This is a genomic window from Geodermatophilus sp. SYSU D00815 (assembly GCF_054050035.1).
The window spans coordinates 38,967-60,969 of the sequence record NZ_JBJGYO010000024.1 but is presented as its reverse complement, the minus strand read 5'-3'; the positions used below and the strand labels follow the sequence as shown (position 1 = coordinate 60,969).

Annotated in this window: 24 protein-coding genes; 19 read left to right on the top strand and 5 right to left on the bottom strand. The window is 73.8% G+C overall.

The window, feature by feature from the left end; genetic code table 11:
* Positions 1 to 26 precede the first annotated feature (26 nt).
* The 12 genes from ACI78S_RS20540 (at position 27) to ACI78S_RS20485 (ending at position 9,382) form a co-directional block, all read left to right on the top strand.
* Complete coding sequence (locus ACI78S_RS20540; RefSeq protein ID WP_456976809.1) at positions 27 to 350, top strand: AtpZ/AtpI family protein; 324 nt, start codon at positions 27 to 29, stop codon at positions 348 to 350.
* Positions 347 to 1,177, top strand: a complete 831-nt coding sequence (atpB, locus tag ACI78S_RS20535) for a F0F1 ATP synthase subunit A (protein WP_456976807.1) — start codon at positions 347 to 349, stop codon at positions 1,175 to 1,177. Before ACI78S_RS20540 ends, atpB begins: the two co-directional genes overlap by 4 nt.
* A gap of 118 nt (positions 1,178 to 1,295) precedes the next feature.
* Positions 1,296 to 1,520 carry an ATP synthase F0 subunit C gene (gene atpE / locus ACI78S_RS20530; protein ID WP_456976805.1) on the top strand — a complete coding sequence of 75 codons (225 nt, stop codon included), beginning with the start codon at positions 1,296 to 1,298 and terminating at the stop codon, positions 1,518 to 1,520.
* A gap of 49 nt (positions 1,521 to 1,569) precedes the next feature.
* Positions 1,570 to 2,145 (top strand): F0F1 ATP synthase subunit B, encoded by a 576-nt coding sequence (locus ACI78S_RS20525; protein ID WP_456976803.1) that lies wholly within the window; start codon positions 1,570 to 1,572, stop codon positions 2,143 to 2,145.
* A complete protein-coding gene (locus ACI78S_RS20520; protein ID WP_456976801.1) occupies positions 2,145 to 3,017 on the top strand; it encodes a F0F1 ATP synthase subunit delta in 873 nt (290 codons plus the stop codon). The genes ACI78S_RS20525 and ACI78S_RS20520 overlap by 1 nt, the downstream gene beginning before the upstream one ends.
* Before the next feature lie 56 nt (positions 3,018 to 3,073).
* Positions 3,074 to 4,711, top strand: a complete 1,638-nt coding sequence (gene atpA / locus ACI78S_RS20515) for a F0F1 ATP synthase subunit alpha (RefSeq protein ID WP_456976799.1) — start codon at positions 3,074 to 3,076, stop codon at positions 4,709 to 4,711.
* A 1-nt stretch (position 4,712) separates the two neighbouring features.
* Positions 4,713 to 5,684, top strand: a complete 972-nt coding sequence (locus ACI78S_RS20510; protein ID WP_456976797.1) for a F0F1 ATP synthase subunit gamma — start codon at positions 4,713 to 4,715, stop codon at positions 5,682 to 5,684.
* 48 nt (positions 5,685 to 5,732) lie between these two features.
* Positions 5,733 to 7,181: a F0F1 ATP synthase subunit beta gene (atpD, locus tag ACI78S_RS20505; RefSeq protein ID WP_456976795.1), complete on the top strand. Its 1,449-nt coding sequence runs from the start codon at positions 5,733 to 5,735 to the stop codon at positions 7,179 to 7,181.
* 157 nt (positions 7,182 to 7,338) lie between these two features.
* The gene (locus tag ACI78S_RS20500) at positions 7,339 to 8,109 is read left to right on the top strand and encodes a hypothetical protein (RefSeq protein WP_456976794.1); all 771 of its coding nucleotides are present in this window, start codon (positions 7,339 to 7,341) and stop codon (positions 8,107 to 8,109) included.
* A 123-nt stretch (positions 8,110 to 8,232) separates the two neighbouring features.
* The gene (locus ACI78S_RS20495) at positions 8,233 to 8,415 is read left to right on the top strand and encodes a hypothetical protein (protein ID WP_456976792.1); all 183 of its coding nucleotides are present in this window, start codon (positions 8,233 to 8,235) and stop codon (positions 8,413 to 8,415) included.
* Between the two features lie 136 nt (positions 8,416 to 8,551).
* Positions 8,552 to 8,938, top strand: a complete 387-nt coding sequence (locus ACI78S_RS20490) for a F0F1 ATP synthase subunit epsilon (protein WP_456976790.1) — start codon at positions 8,552 to 8,554, stop codon at positions 8,936 to 8,938.
* A gap of 42 nt (positions 8,939 to 8,980) precedes the next feature.
* Positions 8,981 to 9,382 (top strand): DUF2550 domain-containing protein, encoded by a 402-nt coding sequence (locus tag ACI78S_RS20485; protein ID WP_456976788.1) that lies wholly within the window; start codon positions 8,981 to 8,983, stop codon positions 9,380 to 9,382.
* A gap of 27 nt (positions 9,383 to 9,409) precedes the next feature.
* Here ACI78S_RS20485 and ACI78S_RS20480 read toward each other — a convergent pair whose 3' ends face one another.
* Positions 9,410 to 10,018 (bottom strand): cob(I)yrinic acid a,c-diamide adenosyltransferase, encoded by a 609-nt coding sequence (locus tag ACI78S_RS20480; protein WP_456976786.1) that lies wholly within the window; start codon positions 10,016 to 10,018, stop codon positions 9,410 to 9,412.
* A 44-nt stretch (positions 10,019 to 10,062) separates the two neighbouring features.
* Between ACI78S_RS20480 and murA the strand changes: the two genes are divergently transcribed.
* Positions 10,063 to 11,343, top strand: a complete 1,281-nt coding sequence (gene murA / locus ACI78S_RS20475; RefSeq protein WP_456976784.1) for a UDP-N-acetylglucosamine 1-carboxyvinyltransferase — start codon at positions 10,063 to 10,065, stop codon at positions 11,341 to 11,343.
* 57 nt (positions 11,344 to 11,400) lie between these two features.
* Here the strand turns inward: murA and ACI78S_RS20470 are convergent, their stop codons facing one another.
* Entirely contained in the window at positions 11,401 to 11,721 is a 321-nt protein-coding gene (locus tag ACI78S_RS20470; RefSeq protein WP_456976782.1) for a hypothetical protein, read from the bottom strand.
* A gap of 102 nt (positions 11,722 to 11,823) precedes the next feature.
* Here ACI78S_RS20470 and ACI78S_RS20465 point away from each other — a divergent pair, with 102 nt between their 5' ends.
* Positions 11,824 to 13,836: a protein meaA gene (locus ACI78S_RS20465; RefSeq protein WP_456976780.1), complete on the top strand. Its 2,013-nt coding sequence runs from the start codon at positions 11,824 to 11,826 to the stop codon at positions 13,834 to 13,836.
* A gap of 32 nt (positions 13,837 to 13,868) precedes the next feature.
* On the opposite strand, the gene ACI78S_RS20460 is transcribed toward ACI78S_RS20465, so the two are convergent.
* Together ACI78S_RS20460 and ACI78S_RS20455 are read right to left on the bottom strand one after the other, a co-directional pair.
* Positions 13,869 to 14,531 carry a YqjF family protein gene (locus ACI78S_RS20460; protein WP_456976778.1) on the bottom strand — a complete coding sequence of 221 codons (663 nt, stop codon included), beginning with the start codon at positions 14,529 to 14,531 and terminating at the stop codon, positions 13,869 to 13,871.
* 53 nt (positions 14,532 to 14,584) lie between these two features.
* Positions 14,585 to 15,610: a Gfo/Idh/MocA family protein gene (locus ACI78S_RS20455; RefSeq protein ID WP_456976776.1), complete on the bottom strand. Its 1,026-nt coding sequence runs from the start codon at positions 15,608 to 15,610 to the stop codon at positions 14,585 to 14,587.
* A gap of 44 nt (positions 15,611 to 15,654) precedes the next feature.
* Between ACI78S_RS20455 and ACI78S_RS20450 the strand changes: the two genes are divergently transcribed.
* Positions 15,655 to 16,428, top strand: coding sequence for an enoyl-CoA hydratase-related protein (locus ACI78S_RS20450; protein ID WP_456976774.1), 774 nt, complete (start codon positions 15,655 to 15,657; stop codon positions 16,426 to 16,428).
* Positions 16,429 to 16,663: 235 nt separating this feature from the next.
* The gene (locus ACI78S_RS20445; protein WP_456976772.1) at positions 16,664 to 18,022 is read left to right on the top strand and encodes a dicarboxylate/amino acid:cation symporter; all 1,359 of its coding nucleotides are present in this window, start codon (positions 16,664 to 16,666) and stop codon (positions 18,020 to 18,022) included.
* A gap of 53 nt (positions 18,023 to 18,075) precedes the next feature.
* On the opposite strand, the gene ACI78S_RS20440 is transcribed toward ACI78S_RS20445, so the two are convergent.
* On the bottom strand, positions 18,076 to 18,909 hold the full coding sequence (locus tag ACI78S_RS20440; RefSeq protein ID WP_456976770.1) for a hypothetical protein: 834 nt from the start codon (positions 18,907 to 18,909) through the stop codon (positions 18,076 to 18,078).
* A gap of 170 nt (positions 18,910 to 19,079) precedes the next feature.
* On the opposite strand from ACI78S_RS20440, the gene nucS reads away from it, so the two are divergent.
* From nucS to ACI78S_RS20425, 3 genes are all read left to right on the top strand, one after another.
* Positions 19,080 to 19,751 (top strand): endonuclease NucS, encoded by a 672-nt coding sequence (gene nucS, locus ACI78S_RS20435; protein ID WP_456976768.1) that lies wholly within the window; start codon positions 19,080 to 19,082, stop codon positions 19,749 to 19,751.
* Between the two features lie 136 nt (positions 19,752 to 19,887).
* Entirely contained in the window at positions 19,888 to 21,669 is a 1,782-nt protein-coding gene (locus ACI78S_RS20430; protein WP_456976766.1) for a 3-hydroxyacyl-CoA dehydrogenase family protein, read from the top strand.
* A 6-nt stretch (positions 21,670 to 21,675) separates the two neighbouring features.
* Entirely contained in the window at positions 21,676 to 21,987 is a 312-nt protein-coding gene (locus ACI78S_RS20425; RefSeq protein ID WP_456976764.1) for a hypothetical protein, read from the top strand.
* Positions 21,988 to 22,003 lie beyond the last annotated feature (16 nt).

Below are 22,003 nucleotides of genomic sequence, written 5' to 3'. Positions count from 1 at the left end.
ACACGCGGCTGATAGTGTCCGACGCGATGGCCGAGGACCTTCCCCCTCCGGGGGAGCCCCGGCCTCGACCTGCGGGCCCGACCAAGCAGGGCAGCGGCGCGGAGACCGGCTACGCGGTCATCGGCACGCTGATCTCCGGGATGGCCGTGTGGGGCGGGGCCGGCTGGTTGCTCGACCGGTGGCTGGACACCAAGGTGTTCGCCCCGGTCGGGATCCTCCTCGGCATCTCGGTCGCCATCTACATCGTGGTGGCCAGGTACGGAGCGGTACCCCCGCCGACGGGGGGCACGGACAGCACCACCCCGGGCGGACGACGGAGCCGGCCCAGGACGCAGAAGGGACAACGGTGACCTCGAGCGCCCACGCGCTAGGCAACGTGCTCGCCGCCGCCGAAGGTGGCGGTGGCGACGGGTTCCAGGCTCCCAGCATCGCGGAGTTCTACCCGGAGCCGCTGGTCTCGTTCTCCCTCCTGGGCGTGGACTTCGAGATCACCCGGATCACCGTCTGGCTGTGGATCGCCACCGCCGCGATGCTGGCGTTCCTCGTCCTCGCCGTGCGCAAGCCCTCGATCGTGCCCGGCAAGCTGCAGTTCATCGGCGAGAGCGGCTACTCGCTGGTGCGCGACGGCATCGCCCGCGACGTGGTCGGCCCCCGGGGCCTGCCGTTCGCGCCGTTCCTCGCGTCGCTGTTCTTCTTCATCCTGGCGAACAACATCCTGTCGATCGTGCCGCTGGCGCAGATCTCGCCGATGTCGAAGTTCGCCTTCCCGCTGGTCCTCGCGCTCATCTGCTGGGTCATCTACATCTACATCGGGATCCGCGAGCAGGGCGCCGGCCGCTACTTCAAGGACATCCTGTTCCTGCCCGGCGTGCCCAAGCCGATGTACATCCTGGTCACGCCGATCGAGATCCTGCAGAACTTCATCGTCCGGCCGTTCACCCTCGCCGTCCGGCTCTTCGCGAACATGTTCGCCGGCCACATGCTGCTGGTCGTCTTCTCGCTGGGTGCGGTCTACCTCTTCAGCCGCGACAACTTCTCGTTCGTCTTCGGCCCGGTCTCGGCGCTGCTGGCGATCGTGATGACCTTCTTCGAGCTGCTGGTCGCCTTCCTGCAGGCCTACGTCTTCACCGTGCTGATGGGGACGTACCTCAACGGCTCGATCGAGGCCGAGCACTGACCGGCGAGCACTGACCGGCGAGCACCGACCAGCGGGCGCCGCCCCAGGACTGCACCACCGCACGACCCCGCCAGCCGCCCGGACTCCACCGGGCGACGACACAGGAGGAACACCCCCCATGATCGAGCTTCTCGCTGAACTCGAGGGCAACATCGGCACCGTGGGCTACGGCCTCGCCGCCATCGGCCCCGGCATCGGTGTGGGCATCGTCTGGGCCGCCTACATCCAGGCCACGGCCCGTCAGCCCGAGTCGGCCGGTCTCACCCGTACCTACGCCTTCCTCGGGTTCGCCCTCTCCGAGGCGCTCGCGCTGATCGGCTTCGTCGTCCCCTTCATCTTCTGATCCGGGCTCCTGAGTACGGGCGCCGACTCGAGACAGGGACACTGAGAGCATGAGCATCCTCGCTGCGGAGGAACACAACCCGCTGCTGCCGCCGGTCGGCGAGATCATCATCGGCCTGATCGCGTTCGCGGTCGTGCTGCTGGTGCTCTTCAAGTTCGTCGCGCCGCGCTTCGAGCAGGTCTTCCGGGCCCGCCGCGAGGCGATCGAGGGCGGGATCGAGCGGGCCGAGGCTATGCAGGCCGAGGCCAAGGCCGCGCTGGAGCAGTACCGCGCGCAGCTGGCCGAGGCCCGCACCGAGGCCGCCCAGATCCGCGACGCCGCCCGCGCCGAGGGGCAGCAGATCCTCGAGGAGCTGCGCGCCCAGGCCCAGGAGGAGTCGGCCCGCATCGTCGCCCGCGGCGAGGAGCAGCTGGCCGCCAACCGGCAGTCGGTCGTCAACGAGCTGCGCGGTCAGCTCGGGGCGCTGGCCGTCGAGCTCGCCGGCAGGGTCGTCGGCGAGTCGCTCGCCGACGAGGCGCGGCGGCGCGGCACGGTCGACCGCTTCCTCGACCAGCTCGACGGCATGGCGGCCAGCGCCGACGGCCGCGGCGGCAGCACCGTCGCCGCCCGGGACGGCGGCCGCTGATGGAGGCCTCCAGCCGGGAGGCGCTCGCCGCCGTCCGGGAGCAGCTCGTCGAGCAGACCCGCGGCGCGTCGGGCCTGCTCGAGAAGGCGCGCGAGCGGGTCACCGGCACGCCGCGCGCCGCCTCCGACGCCGACCTGCTGCAGCTCGGCGACGAGCTGTTCGCGGTCGCGCGGCTGCTCGGCGGGCAGCCGACCCTCCGGCGCGCGCTGTCCGACCCGGCGGCGCGTCCCGACGACCGCGCCGGCCTGGCCGCGCGGCTGCTCGCGGGCAAGGTGTCCGACCGCACCACCGAGCTGGTCCAGGCCGTCGCCCGGCAGCGCTGGTCGCGTCCGCTCGACCTCGTCGAGGCCCTGGAGACGCTGGGCACCGACGCCTCGCTGTCCGCGGCCGAGGCCCGCGGCGAGCTCGACAGCGTCGAGGACGAGCTGTTCCGGTTCGGCCGGATCGTCGCCGGCGACACCGAGCTGTCCCGCGTGCTGGGCGACCGCACGGCGCCGGCCAAGGGCAAGGCGGAGCTGCTCGACCGGCTCCTGGGCCGCCGGGTCAGCCCGGTCTCCGCGCAGCTGCTCCGCAACGTCCTGTCCGGCTCGCACGTCGTCCACGCCGAGACCGCGATCGAGCGCCTGTCGGAGGCGGCGAGCGCGCGGCGCGGTCAGTCGGTCGCGTACGTGACGACGGCGGTGCCGCTGACGGCGACGCAGGAGCAGCGGCTCACCCAGGTCCTCGGCCGCCTGTACGGGCGGACGATCGGCCTGCAGGTGACCGTCGACCCCGACGTCCTCGGTGGCCTCGTCATCCGCGTCGGCGACGAGGTCATCGACGGCAGCATCGCCCACCGGCTCGAGACCGCCGGCCGGCGGCTGATCGGCTGACCGCCCACCCCACGCAAGCCTCCAGAACCACGAAGAGCAGGGAAGAGGACGCCGCCATGGCCGAGCTCACCATCTCCGCGGACGAGATCCGCAGCGCCATCCAGAGCTACGTCTCCGAGTACGCCCCCGACGTCTCCCGGGAGGAGGTCGGGATCGTCACCGAGTCCGGTGACGGCATCGCCCGCGTCGAGGGCCTGCCCTCGGTCATGACCAACGAGCTGCTCGAGTTCGAGAGCGGCGTCCGCGGCCTGGCGCTCAACCTCGACACCCGCGAGGTCGGCGTCGTCGTCCTCGGCGACTTCGCCGGCATCGAGGAGGGCCAGCAGGTCCGCCGCACCGGCGAGGTGCTCTCGGTACCGGTCGGCGAGGGGTACCTGGGCCGGGTCGTCGACCCGCTCGGCAACCCGATCGACGGCGGCGGCCCGATCCAGACCAGCGGCCGCCGCGCCCTGGAGCTGCAGGCGCCCACCGTCGTCCAGCGCCAGTCGGTCAAGGAGCCGCTGCAGACCGGCATCAAGGCCATCGACGCCATGACGCCGATCGGCCGCGGCCAGCGCCAGCTGGTCATCGGCGACCGCCAGACCGGCAAGACGGCGATCGTCGTGGACACGATCATCAACCAGAAGGAGGCCTGGGCCACCGGCGACCCGAAGCAGCAGGTCCGCTGCATCTACGTCGCGGTCGGCCAGAAGGGCTCCACGATCGCCGGCATCCGCGCCGCGCTCGAGGACGCCGGGGCGATGGAGTACACGACCATCGTCGCCGCCCCCGCCTCCGAGGCCGCCGGCTTCAAGTACATCGCCCCCTACACCGGCTCGGCCATCGGCCAGCACTGGATGTACGAGGGCAAGCACGTCCTGATCGTCTTCGACGACCTGTCCAAGCAGGCCGAGGCCTACCGCGCGGTGTCGCTGCTGCTGCGCCGCCCGCCGGGCCGCGAGGCCTACCCGGGCGACGTCTTCTACCTCCACTCCCGGCTGCTGGAGCGCTGCGCGAAGCTCTCCGACGAGCTGGGCGCGGGCTCGATGACCGGCCTGCCGCTGATCGAGACCAAGGGCAACGACGTGTCGGCCTACATCCCGACCAACGTCATCTCGATCACCGACGGCCAGATCTTCCTCGAGACCGGTCTGTTCAACTCCGGCGTCCGCCCGGCCATCAACGTCGGCATCTCGGTGTCGCGGGTCGGCGGCTCGGCGCAGATCAAGGCGATGCGCTCGGTCGCCGGCCGCCTGCGGCTGGACCTGGCGCAGTACCGCGAGCTCGAGGCGTTCGCCTCGTTCTCCTCCGACCTCGACGCCGCCAGCCGGGCCACCCTGGAGCGCGGCCAGCGGCTGGTGGAGCTGCTCAAGCAGGGCCAGTACCAGCCGTACCCGGTCGAGCGCGAGGTCGTCTCCATCTGGCTGGGCACGACCGGCAAGCTGGACAAGGTGCCGGTCAGCGAGGTGCGCCGGTTCGAGAACGAGTTCCTCGACTTCGTGGCCCGCAGCCACGCGGGGGTCTACGACGAGATCCGCACCTCCAAGGTGCTCGGCGACGACGCCGTCTCGACCCTGGAGCGCGCCGTCGAGCAGTTTTACGGCCAGTTCCAGACCGCCGAGGGCGGCACGCTGCAGATCAACGAGCCCGAGGCCGAGGCCATGGACGCGTCGCAGCGGGGCCAGGAGACCGTCCAGGTCAAGCGGAGCGCCTGACGTGGCCGGTTCCCTCCGCGCGCTGCGGCGCCGCATCCGCTCCACGCAGTCGACGAAGAAGATCTTCTCGGCGCAGGAGCTGATCGCCGGTGCCCGTATCGTGCGCGCCCAGGCGCGGGTGGAGGCGTCCAAGCCGTACGCCCGGGAGATCACCCGGGTGCTCTCGGCGCTGGCGTCGTCCGCCTCGCTGGACCACCCGCTGCTCACCGAGCGGCAGAACCCGCGCCGCGCGGCGGTCCTGGTGATCACCTCCGACCGCGGGTTCGCCGGCTCGTACAACGTCAACGTCCTGCGCCGCACCGAGGAGCTGCTCTCCCTGCTGCGGCAGGAGGGCAAGGAGCCGGTGCTCTACGTCGTCGGCCGGAAGGGGGAGACCTACTACTCCTTCCGCAACCGGCCGTTCGAGCAGTCGTTCACCGGCTTCTCCGAGCAGCCCGGCTACGTCAACGCCCAGGACGTCGGCCGCGTCCTCATCGACGCCTTCACCGCCGGTGAGGACGACGAGGACGGCGGCCCCGGGGCCGACAACGTGCTCGGCGTCGACGAGCTGCACATCGTCTACACCGAGTTCCGGTCGCTGCTGTCCCAGGTCCCGGTCGCCAAGCGGATGGCCCCGCTGGAGGTCGAGGAGGTCGAGGAGTTCGACTACGAGCGCGAGGACCGGGAGGCCGGGCGCACGGGCGACTCCGGCGTCCCGACGTCCTACGAGTTCGAGCCCTCGGCCGAGGCGCTGCTCGACGCGCTGCTGCCGAAGTACATCACCACCCGGATCTACGCGGCGATGCTCGAGGCGGCCGCCTCGGAGTCCGCGTCGCGGCGCCGGGCGATGAAGTCGGCGTCCGACAACGCCGAGGAGCTGGCGAAGAACCTCTCGCGGCAGGCCAACCAGGCCCGCCAGGCCGAGATCACCCAGGAGATCAGCGAGATCGTCGGCGGTGCCGACGCGCTCGTGTCGGCCGGCGCCGACGACTGACCCCATCCGAACCGCACCACACAGCCGCAGGGCAGGAGAGCAGTACAGATGACCGTCACCGAGGACCGCTCGACCACCTCGCAGACCCGGGGCGCCACCGGCCGGGTCGTGCGGGTCACCGGGCCGGTCGTCGACGTCGAGTTCCCGCGCGACGCGATGCCCGACCTGTTCAACGCCCTGAAGGTCGACGTCACCCTGGCCGACCTGGGCAAGACGCTGACCCTCGAGGTCGCCCAGCACCTGGGCGACAACGTCGTCCGCACCATCTCCATGCAGCCGACCGACGGCCTGGTGCGCGGCGCGCCGGTCAGCGACACCGGCTCGGCGATCTCGGTGCCGGTCGGCGACGTCACCAAGGGGCACGTGTTCAACGCCCTGGGCGACTGCCTCGACCAGCCCGGCTGGGGCACCGACGCCCCGCACTGGGAGATCCACCGGCACGCGCCGCGCTTCGACCAGCTCGAGGGCCGCACCGAGATGCTGGAGACCGGCATCAAGGTCATCGACCTGCTGACGCCGTACGTGGCCGGCGGCAAGATCGGCCTGTTCGGCGGCGCCGGCGTGGGCAAGACCGTGCTGATCCAGGAGATGATCCGCCGGGTCGCCCAGGAGTTCGGTGGCGTGTCGGTGTTCGCCGGCGTCGGTGAGCGCACCCGCGAGGGCAACGACCTCATCACCGAGATGACCGAGTCGGGCGTCATCGAGTCCACCGCGCTGGTGTTCGGCCAGATGGACGAGCCGCCGGGCACCCGCCTGCGGGTGGCGCTGTCGGCGCTGACGATGGCGGAGTACTTCCGCGACGAGCAGAACCAGGACGTGCTGCTCTTCATCGACAACATCTTCCGGTTCACCCAGGCCGGGTCCGAGGTGTCGACGCTGCTCGGCCGCATGCCCTCGGCCGTGGGCTACCAGCCCACCCTCGCCGACGAGATGGGCGAGCTGCAGGAGCGGATCACCTCGACCCGCGGTCACTCCATCACCTCGATGCAGGCGATCTACGTGCCCGCCGACGACATCACCGACCCGGCGCCGCACACCACGTTCGCCCACCTCGACGCGACGACCGTGCTCTCCCGGCCGATCTCGGAGAAGGGCATCTACCCGGCCGTGGACCCGCTGGACTCCTCCAGCCGGATCCTCGACCCGCAGTACATCGGGCAGGAGCACTACAACGTCGCCCGCGAGGTGCAGCGCATCCTGCAGCGCTACGTCGAGCTGCAGGACATCATCGCCATCCTCGGCATCGACGAGCTCGGTGAGGAGGACAAGGTCACCGTCCAGCGGGCGCGGCGCATCGAGCGCTTCCTCTCGCAGAACATGTTCGTGGCCGAGGCCTTCACCGGGCAGCCGGGCTCCTTCGTGCCGCTGTCGGAGACCCTCGAGGCGTTCAAGGCGCTCACCGAGGGCCAGTACGACCACGTGCCGGAGCAGGCCTTCTTCATGTGCGGTGGCCTCGAGGACCTCGAGCGCAACGCGGAGAAGCTCAAGCGCGGCTGAACGCCGACCCCGCCGCCGCGCGCGGCCGGGGCCTCCCGGTGGCCGGACTCCCTCGAAGGGGTCCGGCCACCGGCGTTTCCGGGTCCCGCCCGTCCGTCCGTGCGGCACGATCGCCAGCGCCGGCCGCCGGAGCCGGCCGGGACGACGGGGAGCGGGCGTGGACGGGGTCGTGGGCGACGGGGGAACGCGGTCCGGGCCGGAGCCGCAGGTCGGCGCGATGCCGCCGCAGCACGCGGGTCCGCCCCCCACCGCGTGGGCGGCGCCGGCCGCCGACCCGCGGGTGACGGTCTCCTGGACCGCGCCCGCCGTTCCGGCGGCGCCGTCGCCCGGCGCGCGGCGGACGCGGGCGCGGCTCGTGGCGCTCGTCGCCGCAGCGCTGCTCGCGGGCCTCGTGCTCGGCGCCGCCGGCGGTGTCGTGGGTGCCGACGACCAGGACCGGGTGGACGCGCTCGACGGCCAGGTCGCGGGGCTCGAGCAGCAGGTCGCCGACCTGCGGCAGGAGGTCGACGACACCCGGGACGCCGCGGCGGCGGACGTCGCCGCGGCGCGCGACGAGGCGGAGGCGGAGGTGGCGGCCGACAACGCCGCCCGGCAGGCGGAGCTCGACGCCCGCGCGGCCGAGCTGGACCAGCGCGAGGCGGCGGTGGCCGGGCGGGAGTCGGCGGTGACGGTGCTCGAGCAGCAGGCCGCCGACGGCAGCATCCCCGGCGACGGGCTCTACCTCGTCCCCGACGAGGTCGCTCCGGGGACGTACCGGGCCCGCAACCCCGGCGAGCACTGCTACTGGGAGCGCCTGTCGGGCCTGTCCGGCACCTTCGAGGACCTCATCGTCAACGGCCTCGGCCCGGCCGACGCCACGGTGGCGATCCCCGCGTCGGACGCCGCCTTCTCCACCGAGGGCTGCGGGACCTGGCAGCGCATCGGCTGAGCCGCCACCCGCACGAGTCACCCCGATCGGGTGATTCCCCGCGGCAGGGCTTCTTCCACCGTGGACCTCTGCCGAGCATCCTCAGTGGAGGCGCCCAGCCCGTGGGCGCCGTGGGAGACGATCGTGGAACCGCAGGACACGAGGACCGCCACCGCCGAGCCGGGCTGGAGCTGGCCCGCCTACGCGCCGTGGGAGTCACTCGACGAGGCCCGGTACGCGCTCGACGAGTGGGCTCCGGCCTCCACCGTGCGGCACCCGTGGGTGCGGGTCGGTCGCTGGACCCTGCTCTACCGCCGCGCGGCCTGAAGCCCCCCAGGGTCTCCTCGCGGGCCTGCGGGCAGAGGGCGGCGGGGGCTCCTTATAGAGTGGGCAGGACTCGTCGTCGCGCTCGCCCGAGCCGGCGACCCCGTACCGCCATCGTCGGTGGACCCCGAGGAGTGTCGTGGCGACCCTGCAGGTCGAGTTGGTGGCCGTCGAGCGCAGGCTCTGGTCGGGCGAGGCCCGCATGGTCATCGCCCGCACCACCGAGGGCGAGCTCGGCATCCTGCCCGGGCACGCCCCCCTGCTCGGGCAGCTGGCGGAGGGTGGCGTGGTCACCATCCGCACCGAGAACGGCGACGACGTCGTCGTCGCCGCGCACGGCGGCTTCCTGTCGGTGACCGACAAGGGGGTCTCCATCCTCGCCGAGACCGCGGAGCTCTCCGGCGACATCGACGTCGAGCGCGCCCGCGAGGCGCTGCGGCGGGCCCAGGCCGAGGACGACCCCGAGTCGACCGCCGCCGCCCGGCGGGCGATCGGCCGGCTGCGGGCCGCCGGTCAGGACGTCTGACCCGATCCGACCCGGCTCCCCCCGCCTACCGTCGGACGCGCGATGACGACCGTCCTGCTGGTGCTCCTGGGGGTGCTGCTCGTCGCGGTCGTCGTGGCGTTCCTGCTCCGCCGCCGCTTCCTGCTCACCGGCCTGGGCGCGGTCACCATGTGGCTGCGCCCCGCGCACTCCGCGCGCTGGTCGGTCGGCGTCGCCTGGTTCGGCGACGACAGCCTGCTCTGGTACCGCGCCCTGTCGCTGGCCGTGCGCCCGCAGCGCCGGCTGCCCCGGGCCACGCTCAGCGTCGAGGGCCGCCGGGGGGTGACCGCCGAGGACGTCGCGCTGCCCGGCGACGTCGTGGTGCTCACCTGCCGCAGCGACGACGGGCCGCAGGAGCTGGCCATGGAGCCCTCGACGCTGACCGGCTTCCTCTCCTGGGTGGAGTCCGCCCCCGGGGTCCGCTGACCGGCCCCGCTGCGGGCGGCCGTTCCCTCAGGTGTCCCGACGGGCGGCGCGCTGGGCGTGGACGCCGCTGTGCGCGCCCGGCTCCCACAGCACGTCGCCGCCGGGGTTGGCGACCCGCGCGAGGATGAACAGCAGGTCCGAGAGCCGGTTGAGGTAGCGCGCCGTCTCGGGGTTGGTGCGCACGGCGTCCACGGCCAGCAGCGCCCACACGCTGCGCTCGGCCCGCCGCACCACCACCCGCGCCTGGTGCAGCAGCGCGGCCGCCGGGGTGCCGCCGGGCAGGACGAAGCTGGCGAGCTTGGGCAGGTCGGCGTTCCAGGTGTCGCAGGCCGTCTCGAGCCGCTCGGTGTAGGCGGCGGTGACCCGCAGGGGCGGGTGCTGCGGGTCCGGGGTGATCGGGGTGGAGAGGTCGGCGCCGACGTCGAACAGGTCGTTCTGGATGCTGCGCAGCAGCTCGGCGACCGCCTCGGGCGGAGCGCCGAGCGCCAGCGCGACCCCCAGCACGCTGTTGGCCTCGTCGACGTCGGCGTAGGCGATCAGCCGCGGGTCGGTCTTGGCCACCCGGCTCATGTCGCCCAGGTGGGTCTGGCCGGCGTCGCCGGTCTTCGTGTAGATGCGGGTGAGCCGGACCGTCACGGCCGCGAGCGTAGCCGTGCGTGCGCTCGCCGTAGGGTGGACCGGTGGAGTGCTTCCAGGTGACCGGGGGGACGGCCCTGCGCGGGCGGGTCCGGGTCACGGGCGCGAAGAACAGCGCCCTCAAGCTCATGGCCGCGGCGCTGCTCGCCCCGGGCACGACGACCCTCGACGAGGTCCCCGACATCCTCGACGTCGCGATCATGAGCGAGGTGCTGCGCCGGCTCGGCTGCGGGGTGACCTACGAGCGCACGCCGGGCAGCGGCGGGGGCGGCCGGGTCACCATCGACGTGCCGGAGGCGCCGTCGACCGAGACCGACTACGACCTGGTGCGCCGGATGCGCGCCTCGATCAGCGTCCTGGGCCCGCTGGTGGCCCGGTGCGGCAGCGCGCGGGTGGCCCTGCCCGGCGGCGACGCGATCGGCTCCCGCGGCCTCGACATGCACATCTCCGGCCTGGAGAAGCTCGGCGCCACGATCACCAGCGAGCACGGCTTCCTGGTGGCCAGCGCGCCGTCGCTGACCGGCACGTCGATCTGGCTCGACTTCCCCTCGGTCGGGGCCACCGAGAACCTCGTCATGGCCGCCGTGCTGGCCGAGGGGACGACGGTGATCGACAACGCCGCCCGCGAACCCGAGATCGTCGACCTCTGCTCGATGCTCGCGCTCATGGGCGCCAAGCTCGACGGCGCGGGCACCTCCACGATCACCGTCGAGGGCGTGGCCTCGCTGTCGCCGGTGACGTACTCGACGGTGCCCGACCGGATCGTCGCCGGCACGTGGGCCATCGGCGCGGTCATGAGCCGCGGCGACGTCGTCATCGAGCGGGCGGTGGCCGACCACCTCACCGTCGCGCTGGACAAGCTGCGCGCCGCGGGCGCGGTCGTCGAGCCGCGGCCCGACGGCATCCGGGTGGCCATGGACGAGCGGCCGCGAGGCGTCGACGTCGTCACGCTGCCCTACCCGGGGTTCCCCACCGACCTGCAGCCGATGGCGGTCGCGCTCGCCGCGGTGTCCACCGGCACGGCGCTGATCACCGAGAACGTGTTCGAGGGCCGGTTCATGTTCGTCAACGAGCTGGTCCGGCTGGGGGCCTCGGTGCGCACCGACGGCCACCACGCCGTCGTCCGCGGCCGCGAGCGGCTCTCCAGCGCGCCGGTCGTGGCCACCGACATCCGGGCCGGCGCCGGGCTGGTCCTCGCCGGCCTGGTCTCCGACGGCGTCACCGAGGTGCAGGAGGTGCACCACGTCGACCGCGGCTACCCCGACTTCGTCCAGCAGCTGCGCGGCCTGGGCGCCGAGATCGAGCGCGTGCAGCGGGAGTTCTGAAGAAGAGCTTCCCGCCCCGCCGCTCGCGAGCTCGCGGCGGGGCCCCGCGAGGGGGCCTCAGGTGTCGAACGAGGCCGCCAGCGCGCGGGCGCGCTCGGCGTCCTCGGGGAACACGAGGACCACCGCGCGGTGGGCCTCGGGGAAGCGGATCGTCGAGCGGATGCCGGCGTCGGACAGCACGGCCCGCAGGGCCAGGGCCGACTCCCGCCGCGACAGCGTCGCCACCTTGGTGAGCAGGCCGTCGTCGGTCGGGCTCGGCCGCGAGCGCTGCGGGGCCGAGCCGAAGGCCCAGCGCAGGAACAGGCCGATGGCCAGCACGACCGCGATCGCGATGACCGGGCCCACCAGGAAGTGCAGGCTGCCCGCCTCGATCGGCACGCAGGACCTCCTCCGGTCGCCGTCCTCCCGCCGAGTGTGCCACCCGTCACGGTGCCCCGTCCGGGGCTGCTACTGGCCGGTAACCACCCCTAGACTCCCGCCATGCCGTTCCCTTCAACGCCGAAGGATCGCGACCGCCCCTGGGTGATGCGCACCTACGCGGGCCACTCCTCGCCGGAGGAGTCCAACGCGCTGTACCGGCGCAACCTGGCCAAGGGCCAGACCGGGCTGTCGGTGGCCTTCGACCTGCCCACGCAGACCGGCTACGACCCCGACGACGAGCTCGCCGCCGGCGAGGTGGGCAAGGTCGGCGTCCCGGTCACCTCGCTGGCCGACATGCGGCAGCTCTTCGACGGCATCCCGCTCGACGGGATGAACACGTCGATGACGATCAACGCCACGGCGATGTGGCTGCTCGCGCTCTACCAGGTGGTCGCCGAGGAGCAGGGGTGCGACGTGGCCGCGCTGAGCGGCACGACGCAGAACGACATCATCAAGGAGTACCTGTCGCGCGGGACGTACGTGTTCCCGCCCGGGCCCTCGATGCGGCTGATCACCGACATGGTCGCCTACACGGTGACGGCCATGCCGAGGTGGAACCCCATCAACATCTGCAGCTACCACCTGCAGGAGGCCGGCGCGACGCCGGTCCAGGAGATCGCCTACGCGCTGTCGACGGCGATCGCCGTCCTCGACGCCGTCCGCGACGCCGGGCAGGTGCCCCAGGAGCGCTTCGGCGAGGTGGTCGCGCGCATCTCCTTCTTCGTCAACGCGGGCGTGCGCTTCGTCGAGGAGATGTGCAAGATGCGCGCCTTCACCCGGCTCTGGGACGAGCTGACGAGGGAGCGCTACGGCGTCGAGGACCCCCGGCACCGCCGGTTCCGCTACGGCGTGCAGGTCAACTCGCTCGGCCTGACCGAGGCGCAGCCGGAGAACAACGTCCAGCGGATCGTGCTGGAGATGCTCGCGGTCACGCTGTCGAGGGACGCCCGCGCCCGAGCCGTGCAGCTGCCGGCGTGGAACGAGGCGCTGGGCCTGCCGCGCCCCTGGGACCAGCAGTGGTCGCTGCGGCTGCAGCAGGTGCTGGCGTACGAGACCGACCTGCTCGAGTACGACGACCTGTTCACCGGCTCCGTCGTGGTGGAGCGGAAGGTCGCCGAGCTGGTCGACGGGGCCCGCGCGGAGATCGCCCGGGTGCAGGAGCTGGGCGGCGCGGTCGCCGCGGTCGAGAGCGGCTACATGAAGGGTCGGCTGGTCGCCTCGCTGGCCGAACGGCGGCGGCGCATCGAGAGCGGCGAGGACGTCGTCGTCGGCGTCAACCGGTTCGAGACCACCGAGCCCAACCCGCTGCTGGCCGACCTCGACACCGCCATCCAGACCGTGGACCCGGCCGTGGAGGCCGCGGCCTGCGAGTCGGTGCAGAGGTGGCGCGCCGAGCGCGACCCCGCGCCGGTGCGGGGGGCGCTGGACCGGCTGCGCGAGGCGGCCGGGACGTCGGAGAACCTCATGGCCGCCACCCTCGAGTGCGCCCGCGCCGGCGTGACGACGGGGGAGTGGGCCGGGGTGCTGCGCGAGGCGTTCGGGGAGTACCGGGCGCCCACCGGCGTCGCGGCCGCCACCGGTGGCGGCGAGGCCGACGAGTCGCTGGCGGCGGTGCGCGAGCGGGTGCGGGCCACCGGCGAGGAGCTGGGCGGCCGGCTGCGCTTCCTGGTCGGCAAGCCGGGCCTCGACGGGCACTCCAACGGCGCCGAGCAGATCGCCGTCCGCGCCCGCGACGCCGGCTTCGAGGTGGTCTACCAGGGCATCCGGCTGACCCCGGCGCAGATCGTGTCGGCCGCGGTCGAGGAGGACGTCGACGTCGTCGGGCTGTCGGTGCTCTCGGGCTCGCACCTGCAGGTGGTCCCCGCGGTGCTGCGGGGACTGCGAGAGGCCGGGCTGGACGACGTCCCGGTGGTGGTCGGCGGGATCATCCCCGACAGCGACGCCCGCCGGCTGCGCGAGCAGGGCGTGGCCCGGGTGTTCACGCCCAAGGACTTCGGGCTGACCGACATCATGGGCCAGGTCGTCGACGTGGTCCGCGAGGCCCACGGCCTCGGCGCGCCGGTCCCGGCGTGAGCGGAGGCTGAGCGCCCAGGAATCCTGCGCTCTCAGCCTCCGCTCGGCGGGCCGAAGCGGGCGTCGTCGACGCCGGGGGAGAACAGCACGCTCACCGGCGGCCCCTGCGCCGCGGGGAGGCCGGCGGGCGCCAGCGGATCGCCCTCCACGGTGGTGAGCTCCGCGGCGCGCAGCGGCCAGGGCCGGTGCGCCAGGGGCAGGTGCACCGTCCGCCCCGCGACCCGGGTGTGCAGCCCCCACCGGGCGGTGAGGAACCGCTCCAGCGGGCCGGCGTCCACCGGCTCGCCGATCCGCAGCCCGATCCGCCGCGCACCGGCCACGGCCTCGTAGCGGTCGCCGTCGCGGCGCACCCGGGTGCGCGACCAGACGTAGGGCAGCCGCAGGACCGCCCGGGCGGCGAGGGCGGGCACCAGGCGGCCGGCGTCCATGCGCAGGAAGACGACGGCCCGCCGACCCTCCGCGTCCACCGAGTAGAGCCGCACGTTGACCTCGTCGAACCGGCCCAGGTACGGCACCCGCGGCACCGGCGCCGACCCGGGCGCGGTGCGGGCGATGCGCAGCGCGACCACGCCGGCGTAGGTGGTGCCGTCCAGGACGTCGGGCCGGGTGCCCGGCGGCAGGTGCGGCGCCGCCAGGGCCGGGTCCAGCGGCCAGTGCAGGAACGCCACGTCGCGCAGCGCCTGCCGCAGCAGCACCGGCCGGACCTCCTCCGGCGGCGTCGCTCGCGGCAGCCCGGTGTCCACGCCGGTCAGAGCCCGACGACGACGCCCTCGGTGGCGCTGCGCCGGGCCGCGTCGAGCACCGCGGCGGTGGCGACGGCGTCGCGGGCGGGCACCGGCACGTCGCCGTCCCCGCGGACCGCCGCGGCGAAGGCGGGGTAGAAGGTGTCCCAGGCCCCGTTCGACGTGGGCACCACCTCGCCGCCGTCGCCGCGGCGCAGCCGGCCCCACCGCTCCTCGGGCTCGGCGCCCCAGCCGGCGCCCTCGGTGGCGGGCGTGCGGCCGGCGAGCAGGGCCGCCTCCTGGCCGTCCATCGGCCCGCCCACGGTGTAGGCGCCCTCGGTGCCGCTCACCCGGAACCGGTCGCCGGGCGCGCCCTGGCTCCAGCTGCCCCACAGGTGCGAGCGGGCGCCGTTCTCGTGGCTGAGCGCCACGAAGACGTCGTCGTCCAGGCCGCTGTCGCGCAGCCGCCACTCGGCGTAGACCGAGCGCACCGGGCCGAGCAGCACCAGCGCCTGGTCCACCAGGTGGCTGTGGAAGTCGCGCAGCGTGCCGCCGCCCGCGGCCGGGGGGCCCGGCTCGGGCTCGAAGCGCTCGAACCGCGACTCGAACCGCGTCACGGTGCCCAGCCGGCCGGCGTCGACCAGCGCGCGGACGGTCAGGAAGTCGGAGTCCCAGCGCCGGTTCTGGTACGGCGCCAGCGGGAGGCCGAGCCGTTCGGCGCGCTCGACCGAGCCGCGCGCGGCCTCGGCGTCCAGGGCGAACGGCTTGTCGCAGACGACGGCGAGGCCGAGGTCGAGGGCGCGGTCGGTGAGGGCGGTGTGGGTGTCGGCGGGCGTGGAGATCGCCACCGCCTCCGCGCCGGCCTCGGCCAGCGCCTCGAGCGAGTCGAACGCCCTCGCCCCGGGGTGCTCCCGGCCCACCAGCTCCCGGCGCTGCGGGGAGGTGGTGACCACGCCGAGGAAGTCGCACTCGGGCGCGGCGGCGAGCAGCGGCGCGTGGAAGTACCGGCCGCCGAAGCCGTACCCCACCAGGCCGAACCGGACGGGCTCCATGGGGCGATCTTGCCCGGTCGGCCACGCGGTGGTGGAGTCGGCCCATGACCGAGGACGGCGCCCCGAGGGTCGAGCGCGACGGCGGCACGATCTGCATCACGATGACCCGTGGCGCGCGGCGCAACGCGCTCTCCCGCGACCACCTCGAGCAGCTGCTCGCCGCGTTCACGCGGGCCGGCGGCACCGACGCCACGGGCATCGTCCTGGCGGGGGAGGGGCCGGTGTTCAGCGCCGGGCACGACTTCCGCGACGTCGCCGGCCGCCCGGTGACCGAGGTGCGCAGCCTGCTGGCCCTGTGCACCGAGCTGATGCAGACCATCCAGGAGGTGCCGCAGGTCGTCCTCGCCCGGGTGCACGCGCTGGCGACGGCGGCCGGCTGCCAGCTGGTGGCCTCGTGCGACCTCGCCGTGGCGGCGGAGTCGGCCGGGTTCGCCGCGCCCGGCGGCAAGGCCGGCTGGTTCTGCCACACGCCGATGGTCGCGATCGCCCGCAACGTCGGCCGGAAGCGGGCGATGGAGCTCGCGCTCACCGGCGACGTCATCGACGCCCGGACGGCGCTGGACTGGGGGCTGGTCAACCGGGTCGTGCCCGACGACGGGCTCGACGCCGCCGTCCGCGACCTGCTGGGCCGGGCCACCCGGGGCTCGCGGGCCAGCAAGGCCTGGGGCAAGCAGACGATGTACGCCCAGCTCGACCGGCCGGAGCGGGACGCCTACGCGGTCGCCGTCGAGGTCATGGCCTCGGCCAGCCAGCTGCCGGGCGCCCGCGAGGGCATGGCGTCCTTCCTCGAGAAGCGCCCGCCGGTCTGGCCGGACTGAGCCGGCGCTCCGGCCGCCGCCGCCGGGTCGGGAACCGGCGGGGTGGCAGGGCGGGGCGTGAGCGTGCCCACACCCGGGATGGTTGCGCGGCGGTACGGCATTGACCCTCCCGTGCAGAACCTCTGGGGGCTCACGCGGCGGCGTGCGCTCGACTTCGGCCGGGTGACGACCGCCGGCTGTTGACGCCGAGCGACGTCCCCCTCCCCGAAGCTCCTCCCCGAAAGGCCCTCCTCTCGTGCTCGCACGTCTCCGTCGCGTCCCGTTCGCGGCGCAGGTCCTCCTCGCGCTCGTCGTCGGCGTCGCCCTCGGCCTGGTCGCCCGGGACCTCGGTCCGGTCGCCGACGGCACCCCCAACTGGCTGACCAGCACCCTGCAGACCATGGGCAGCACCTTCGTCACGCTGCTCAAGGCGCTCGTCCCGCCGCTCATCGTCACCGCGGTGATCGTCAGCATCGCCAACCTCAAGCAGGTCTCCAACGCCGCCCGGCTGGCCGGCCAGACCCTGCTCTGGTTCGCGATCACCGCGCTCATCGCCGTCTCGATCGGCATCGGCCTCGGCCTGCTCACCGAGCCCGGCCGCAACAGCTCCGTGGACGCCGCCGCGCAGCAGGCGCCCGAGAGCACCGGCTCGTGGTGGGACTTCCTCACCGGCCTGGTGCCCGGCAACGTCCTCGGCCTGCAGGGCTCGGCGGGCGACGACGGGTCCATCGGCCTGTCGTTCAACGTCCTGCAGCTGATCGTGATCGCCGCCGCGATCGGCGTCGCGGTGCTCAAGGTCGGCGAGCCGGCCGAGCCCTTCCTGGCCGTCGTCCGCTCGGCGCTGGCGATCGTGCAGAAGGTGCTGTGGTGGGTCATCCTGCTGGCGCCCATCGGCACCGTCGGCCTGATCGGCAACGCCGTGGCCAGCTACGGCTGGGAGTCCCTCGGCTCGCTCGGCGTCTTCGCCGGCTCGGTCTACGCCGGCCTGGCGCTGGTGCTCCTCGTGGTCTACCCGGTGCTGCTGCGGCTGCACGGACTGTCGCCGCTGCGGTACTTCGCCGGGGCCTGGCCGGCCATCCAGCTCGCGTTCGTCTCCCGCTCCTCGATCGGCACCCTGCCCGTGACCGAGCGGGTGACCGAGCAGAACCTGGGCGTGCCGCGCTCCTACGCCTCCTTCGCCGTCCCGCTCGGCGCGACGACCAAGATGGACGGCTGCGCCGCGATCTACCCGGCGCTGGCGGCGATCTTCGTGGCCCAGTTCTTCGGCGTCGACCTGTCGGTCACCGACTACCTGCTCATCGCGCTGGTCTCGGTGGTCGGCTCCGCGGCCACGGCCGGCGTCACCGGCGCCGTCGTCATGCTGACGCTGACCCTGTCCACCCTCGGGCTGCCGCTGGCCGGCGTCGGCCTGCTGCTGGCGATCGACCCGATCCTCGACATGGGCCGGACGGCGGTGAACGTCGCGGGCCAGGCCCTCGTGCCCACGATCGTGGCGAAGCGCGAGGGCATCCTCGACGTCGAGCGCTACCGGTCGACCTCCACGGTCGACCCGCTCGCCCGGGTCGAGGAGCGCGGTGGCGTGGACGCCGACCTGCGCGCGCCCGTCCCCGCCTGAGCCGCTGCGGCGACGGGCCCGGTCCTCCCAGGAGGGCCGGGCCCGTCGCCGTGTCAGCCGTCGCGCAGGTCGGCGCAGCCGGCCTCGTGCGGCAGGAGCGGCCGGAACGTCACCGACCACCGTGCCCCGTCGGGCGACAGCCACGGGGTGAGCTGGTCGGCGGCGCGGGCGGCCTCGAGCACCGGCGCCGCCTGATCGCCCTCGGCGACCACGCAGGTCATCTGGAACACCGCCTCGAAGGGCTCGCCCGGCAGCGCCGGGCCCGGCCAGGCGACCTCCGGCCGGGGGAACTCCGGCTCGGCCGCGTACGGGGTGACGAGCGCGGCCACGCCTGCCGGCCGGTACGGCTCGGTGGCGCGCGCCCCCAGCCCGGTCAGCTCGTCGAGGAACGCGCGCAGCTCCGCCCGGGCGGCCACCTGCTCCTCGGTGAGGCCGTCGTCGACGCCCTCCACCAGCGCGTAGACCTCGCGGACGATGGTCTCGAGCCCGGTCGAGACGGTGAAGCGGGTGCTGGGCACGTCCGCGATCGGCGGCATGCCCAGGTCGGTGGTCTCGCCGACGCCGGCGTCGAGCGCGGCGTCGACCAGCTCCTGCACCCGCTCCCGGTCGATGCGCGCCTCCAGCACGTTGGGCAGGGCCGGGCCGGGGTAGATCGCCGGCACGGGGCCGTCGGTGAGCACCCGGCCGTCGCCGTACACGCTGACGAGCGGCAGCCGGCCCGCGGCCGCCTCCGGCGCCACGAACCCGCCGGTCCACGCCACCTGCAGCACGAGGTCGTCCGCGGCGTAGGGGTAGGGGTCGTCCCCGGCGTCGTCGCCGCCCCCGGGCGCGGCGCACGCCGTCAGCGCGAGCAGCAGCGCCGCCGCCGTCGCCGTCCTGGTGGTCACGGACCTACGACGCCCGGCGCCGCGCGCCGGTTCCGACCCGTGCCGGCGACGAGGAAGAAGGTCGCCGGCACGACGGCGGCTGCGCTCCACACCGGCGACCTTGGCCGACGGCCGGCGACACGGGCCCGCGACACGCTGCGACGGAACCTGGAGAGGTAGCGTCGGGCACCGTGCGCCTGGTCATCGCCCGCTGCTCCGTCGACTACATCGGGCGGCTGACCGCCCACCTCCCCATGGCGACCCGGCTGCTGCTGGTCAAGGCCGACGGCTCGGTCTCGATCCACGCCGACGACCGCGCGTACAAGCCGCTCAACTGGATGAGCCCGCCCTGCACCCTCAAGGACGAGCTGGTCGACGGCGCCGGCACGTGGACGGTCACCAACAAGGCCGGCGAGCAGCTGATCATCACCGTCGAGGCCGTCGAGCACGACTCCTCGCACGACCTGGGCGTCGACCCCGGCCTGCAGAAGGACGGCGTCGAGGCGGAGCTGCAGCGGCTGCTCGCCCTGCACGTGGAGACCTTCGGCGCCGGGTGGTCGCTGGTCCGGCGGGAGTACCCCACCGCGATCGGGCCGGTGGACCTCCTCTGCCGCGACGCCGGCGGGACCACGGTGGCCGTCGAGGTGAAGCGGCGCGGCGAGATCGACGGCGTGGAGCAGCTCACCCGCTACTTGGAGCTGCTCAACCGCGACCCGCTGCTGGCGCCGGTCAAGGGCGTGTTCGCCGCGCAGGAGATCAGGCCGCAGGCGCGGGTGCTCGCGCAGGACCGCGGCATCGACTGCGTCACCGTCGACTACGCCGTCCTCAAGGGCACCGACGACCCCACCCAGCGCCTCTTCTGACGCCGGCGGGGCTCGCCCGAGCGCGGGAACCGCGCACGGGGGAGCCCGGTTACCCGCGAGTAGCCCAGGGCGCGGCGCGGTTCGCGCGGGTGAGAGACTTCCCTGCGTTCTTCCGACGGCAGGAGGGGTTGGCAGCGTGGCCAGAGAACTGACCGAGGTCGGCGTCGTCGGGCTGGGCACCATGGGTGCCGGCATCACCGAGGTGCTCGCCCGCGCGGGCCTGCACGTCACCGCCGTCGAGGTGGGCGAGGAGGCGCTGGCCCGCGGCCGCGGACACCTGGAGAACTCCACGGACCGCGCCGTCCGCCGCGGCAAGCTCGACCCGGCCGAGCGCGACGCCATCTTCGAGCGGATCCGGTTCAGCACCTCGCTGGAGGACCTCGCGCAGGCGGAGCTGGTCATCGAGGCCGTGCCGGAGCGCATGGAGCTGAAGACCGAGATCTTCGCCGCGCTGGACAAGATCTGCCCGCCGGACACGATCCTGGCGACCAACACCTCCAGCCTGTCGGTCACCCAGATCTCCGTCGCCACGGGCCGCCCGAGCAAGGTCATCGGGATGCACTTCTTCAACCCGGCGCCGGTCATGAAGCTGGTCGAGGTGGTGCGCACCGTCGTCACCGAACCGTCGGTCGTCGAGGACGTCGAGGCGCTGGCCGAGCGGCTGGGCAAGGTCGACGTGACCATCGGCGACAAGGCGGGCTTCATCGCCAACGCGCTGCTGTTCGGCTACCTCAACCACGCGGTCTCGATGTACGAGAACAGGTACGCCAGCCGCGAGGACATCGACGCGGCGATGCGGCTGGGCTGCGGCCTGCCGATGGGCCCGCTGGCGCTGATGGACCTCATCGGCATCGACACCGCCTACGAGATCCTCGACACGATGTACAAGCAGTCGCGCGACCGGCTGCACGCACCGAGCCCGATCATCAAGCAGATGATGACCGCCGGCCTGCTCGGCCGGAAGTCGGGGCGCGGCTTCTACACCTACGCCGGGCGCGACTCCGCCGAGGTGGTCCCCGACGCCCTGACCCCCGCCGCCGGGGGCGCCGCCGAGGGCGCCCGCCCGGTGGCGGAGGTCGGCGTCGTCGGGTCGGGCACCATGGCCACCGGGATCATCGAGGTCGTCGCCCGGGGCGGCTACGAGGTCACCTACGTCGCCCGCACCCTCGACAAGGTCGAGGCGGTGCACGGCGCGCTGACCAGGTCGCTGGACAAGCAGGTCGCGCGCGGCCGGCTGGCGGAGTCGGAGCGCGACGAGGTGCTCGGCCGGATCCGCGGGACGACGTCGCTGGACGACCTCGCCGACGTCGACCTGGTCATCGAGGCGGTCGTCGAGCACCTGGCCACCAAGCAGGCCCTGTTCGCCAACCTCGGCGAGATCTGCAAGCCCGGCGCGGTGCTGGCCACCACCACCTCCAGCCTGCCGGTCATCGAGTGCGCCAAGGCCAGCGAGCGGCCCGCCGACGTCGTCGGCATGCACTTCTTCAACCCGGCCCAGGTCATGAAGCTCGTCGAGGTGGTCTCGACCATCGCGACCGCCCCCGACGTCGCGGCGACCGCGCACGCGGTCAGCGCGCAGCTGGGCAAGCACGCGGTCTCCTGCACCGACCGCGCCGGGTTCATCGTCAACGCGCTGCTGTTCCCGTACCTCAACGACGCGGTGAAGATGCTCGAGGCCCACTACGCGACCGCCGACGACATCGACGCCGCGATGAAGGTCGGCTGCGGCTACCCGATGGGCCCGTTCGAGCTGCTCGACGTCGTCGGCCTGGACGTCTCCCTGGCCATCGAGCGGGAGCTGTACACCGAGTTCCGCGAGCCGGGCTTCGCGCCGGCGCCGCTGCTCGAGCACCTGGTCACCGCGGGGTACCTCGGTCGCAAGACCGGGCGCGGGTTCCGGGACTACGCGAGCCGCTGAGCTCCCGTGCCGCGGCGCAGGAGGGGCGGGCCGCCGGCGGCGTCCCGGCGGTCGGGACCCCCGCCGCCCCGGCGGGAGACCGTCGAGGAGGCGCCGGACGGCGACTGGGTGGTGCGGGCGCTGACCGGGGCCGCCTCGACCAAGGCCTACCGCTGCCCCGGCTGCGACCAGCAGATCCGGCCGGCGACGCCGCACCTGGTCACCTGGCCGGCCTACGCCCGCGACTCCGACCTCGACCCGTGGGACACCGACTCGGCCGCCGACCGGCGCCGGCACTGGCACACCGCCTGCTGGCGCGCCCGCGACCGGCGGCGGTGACCGCGCAGACATCGGC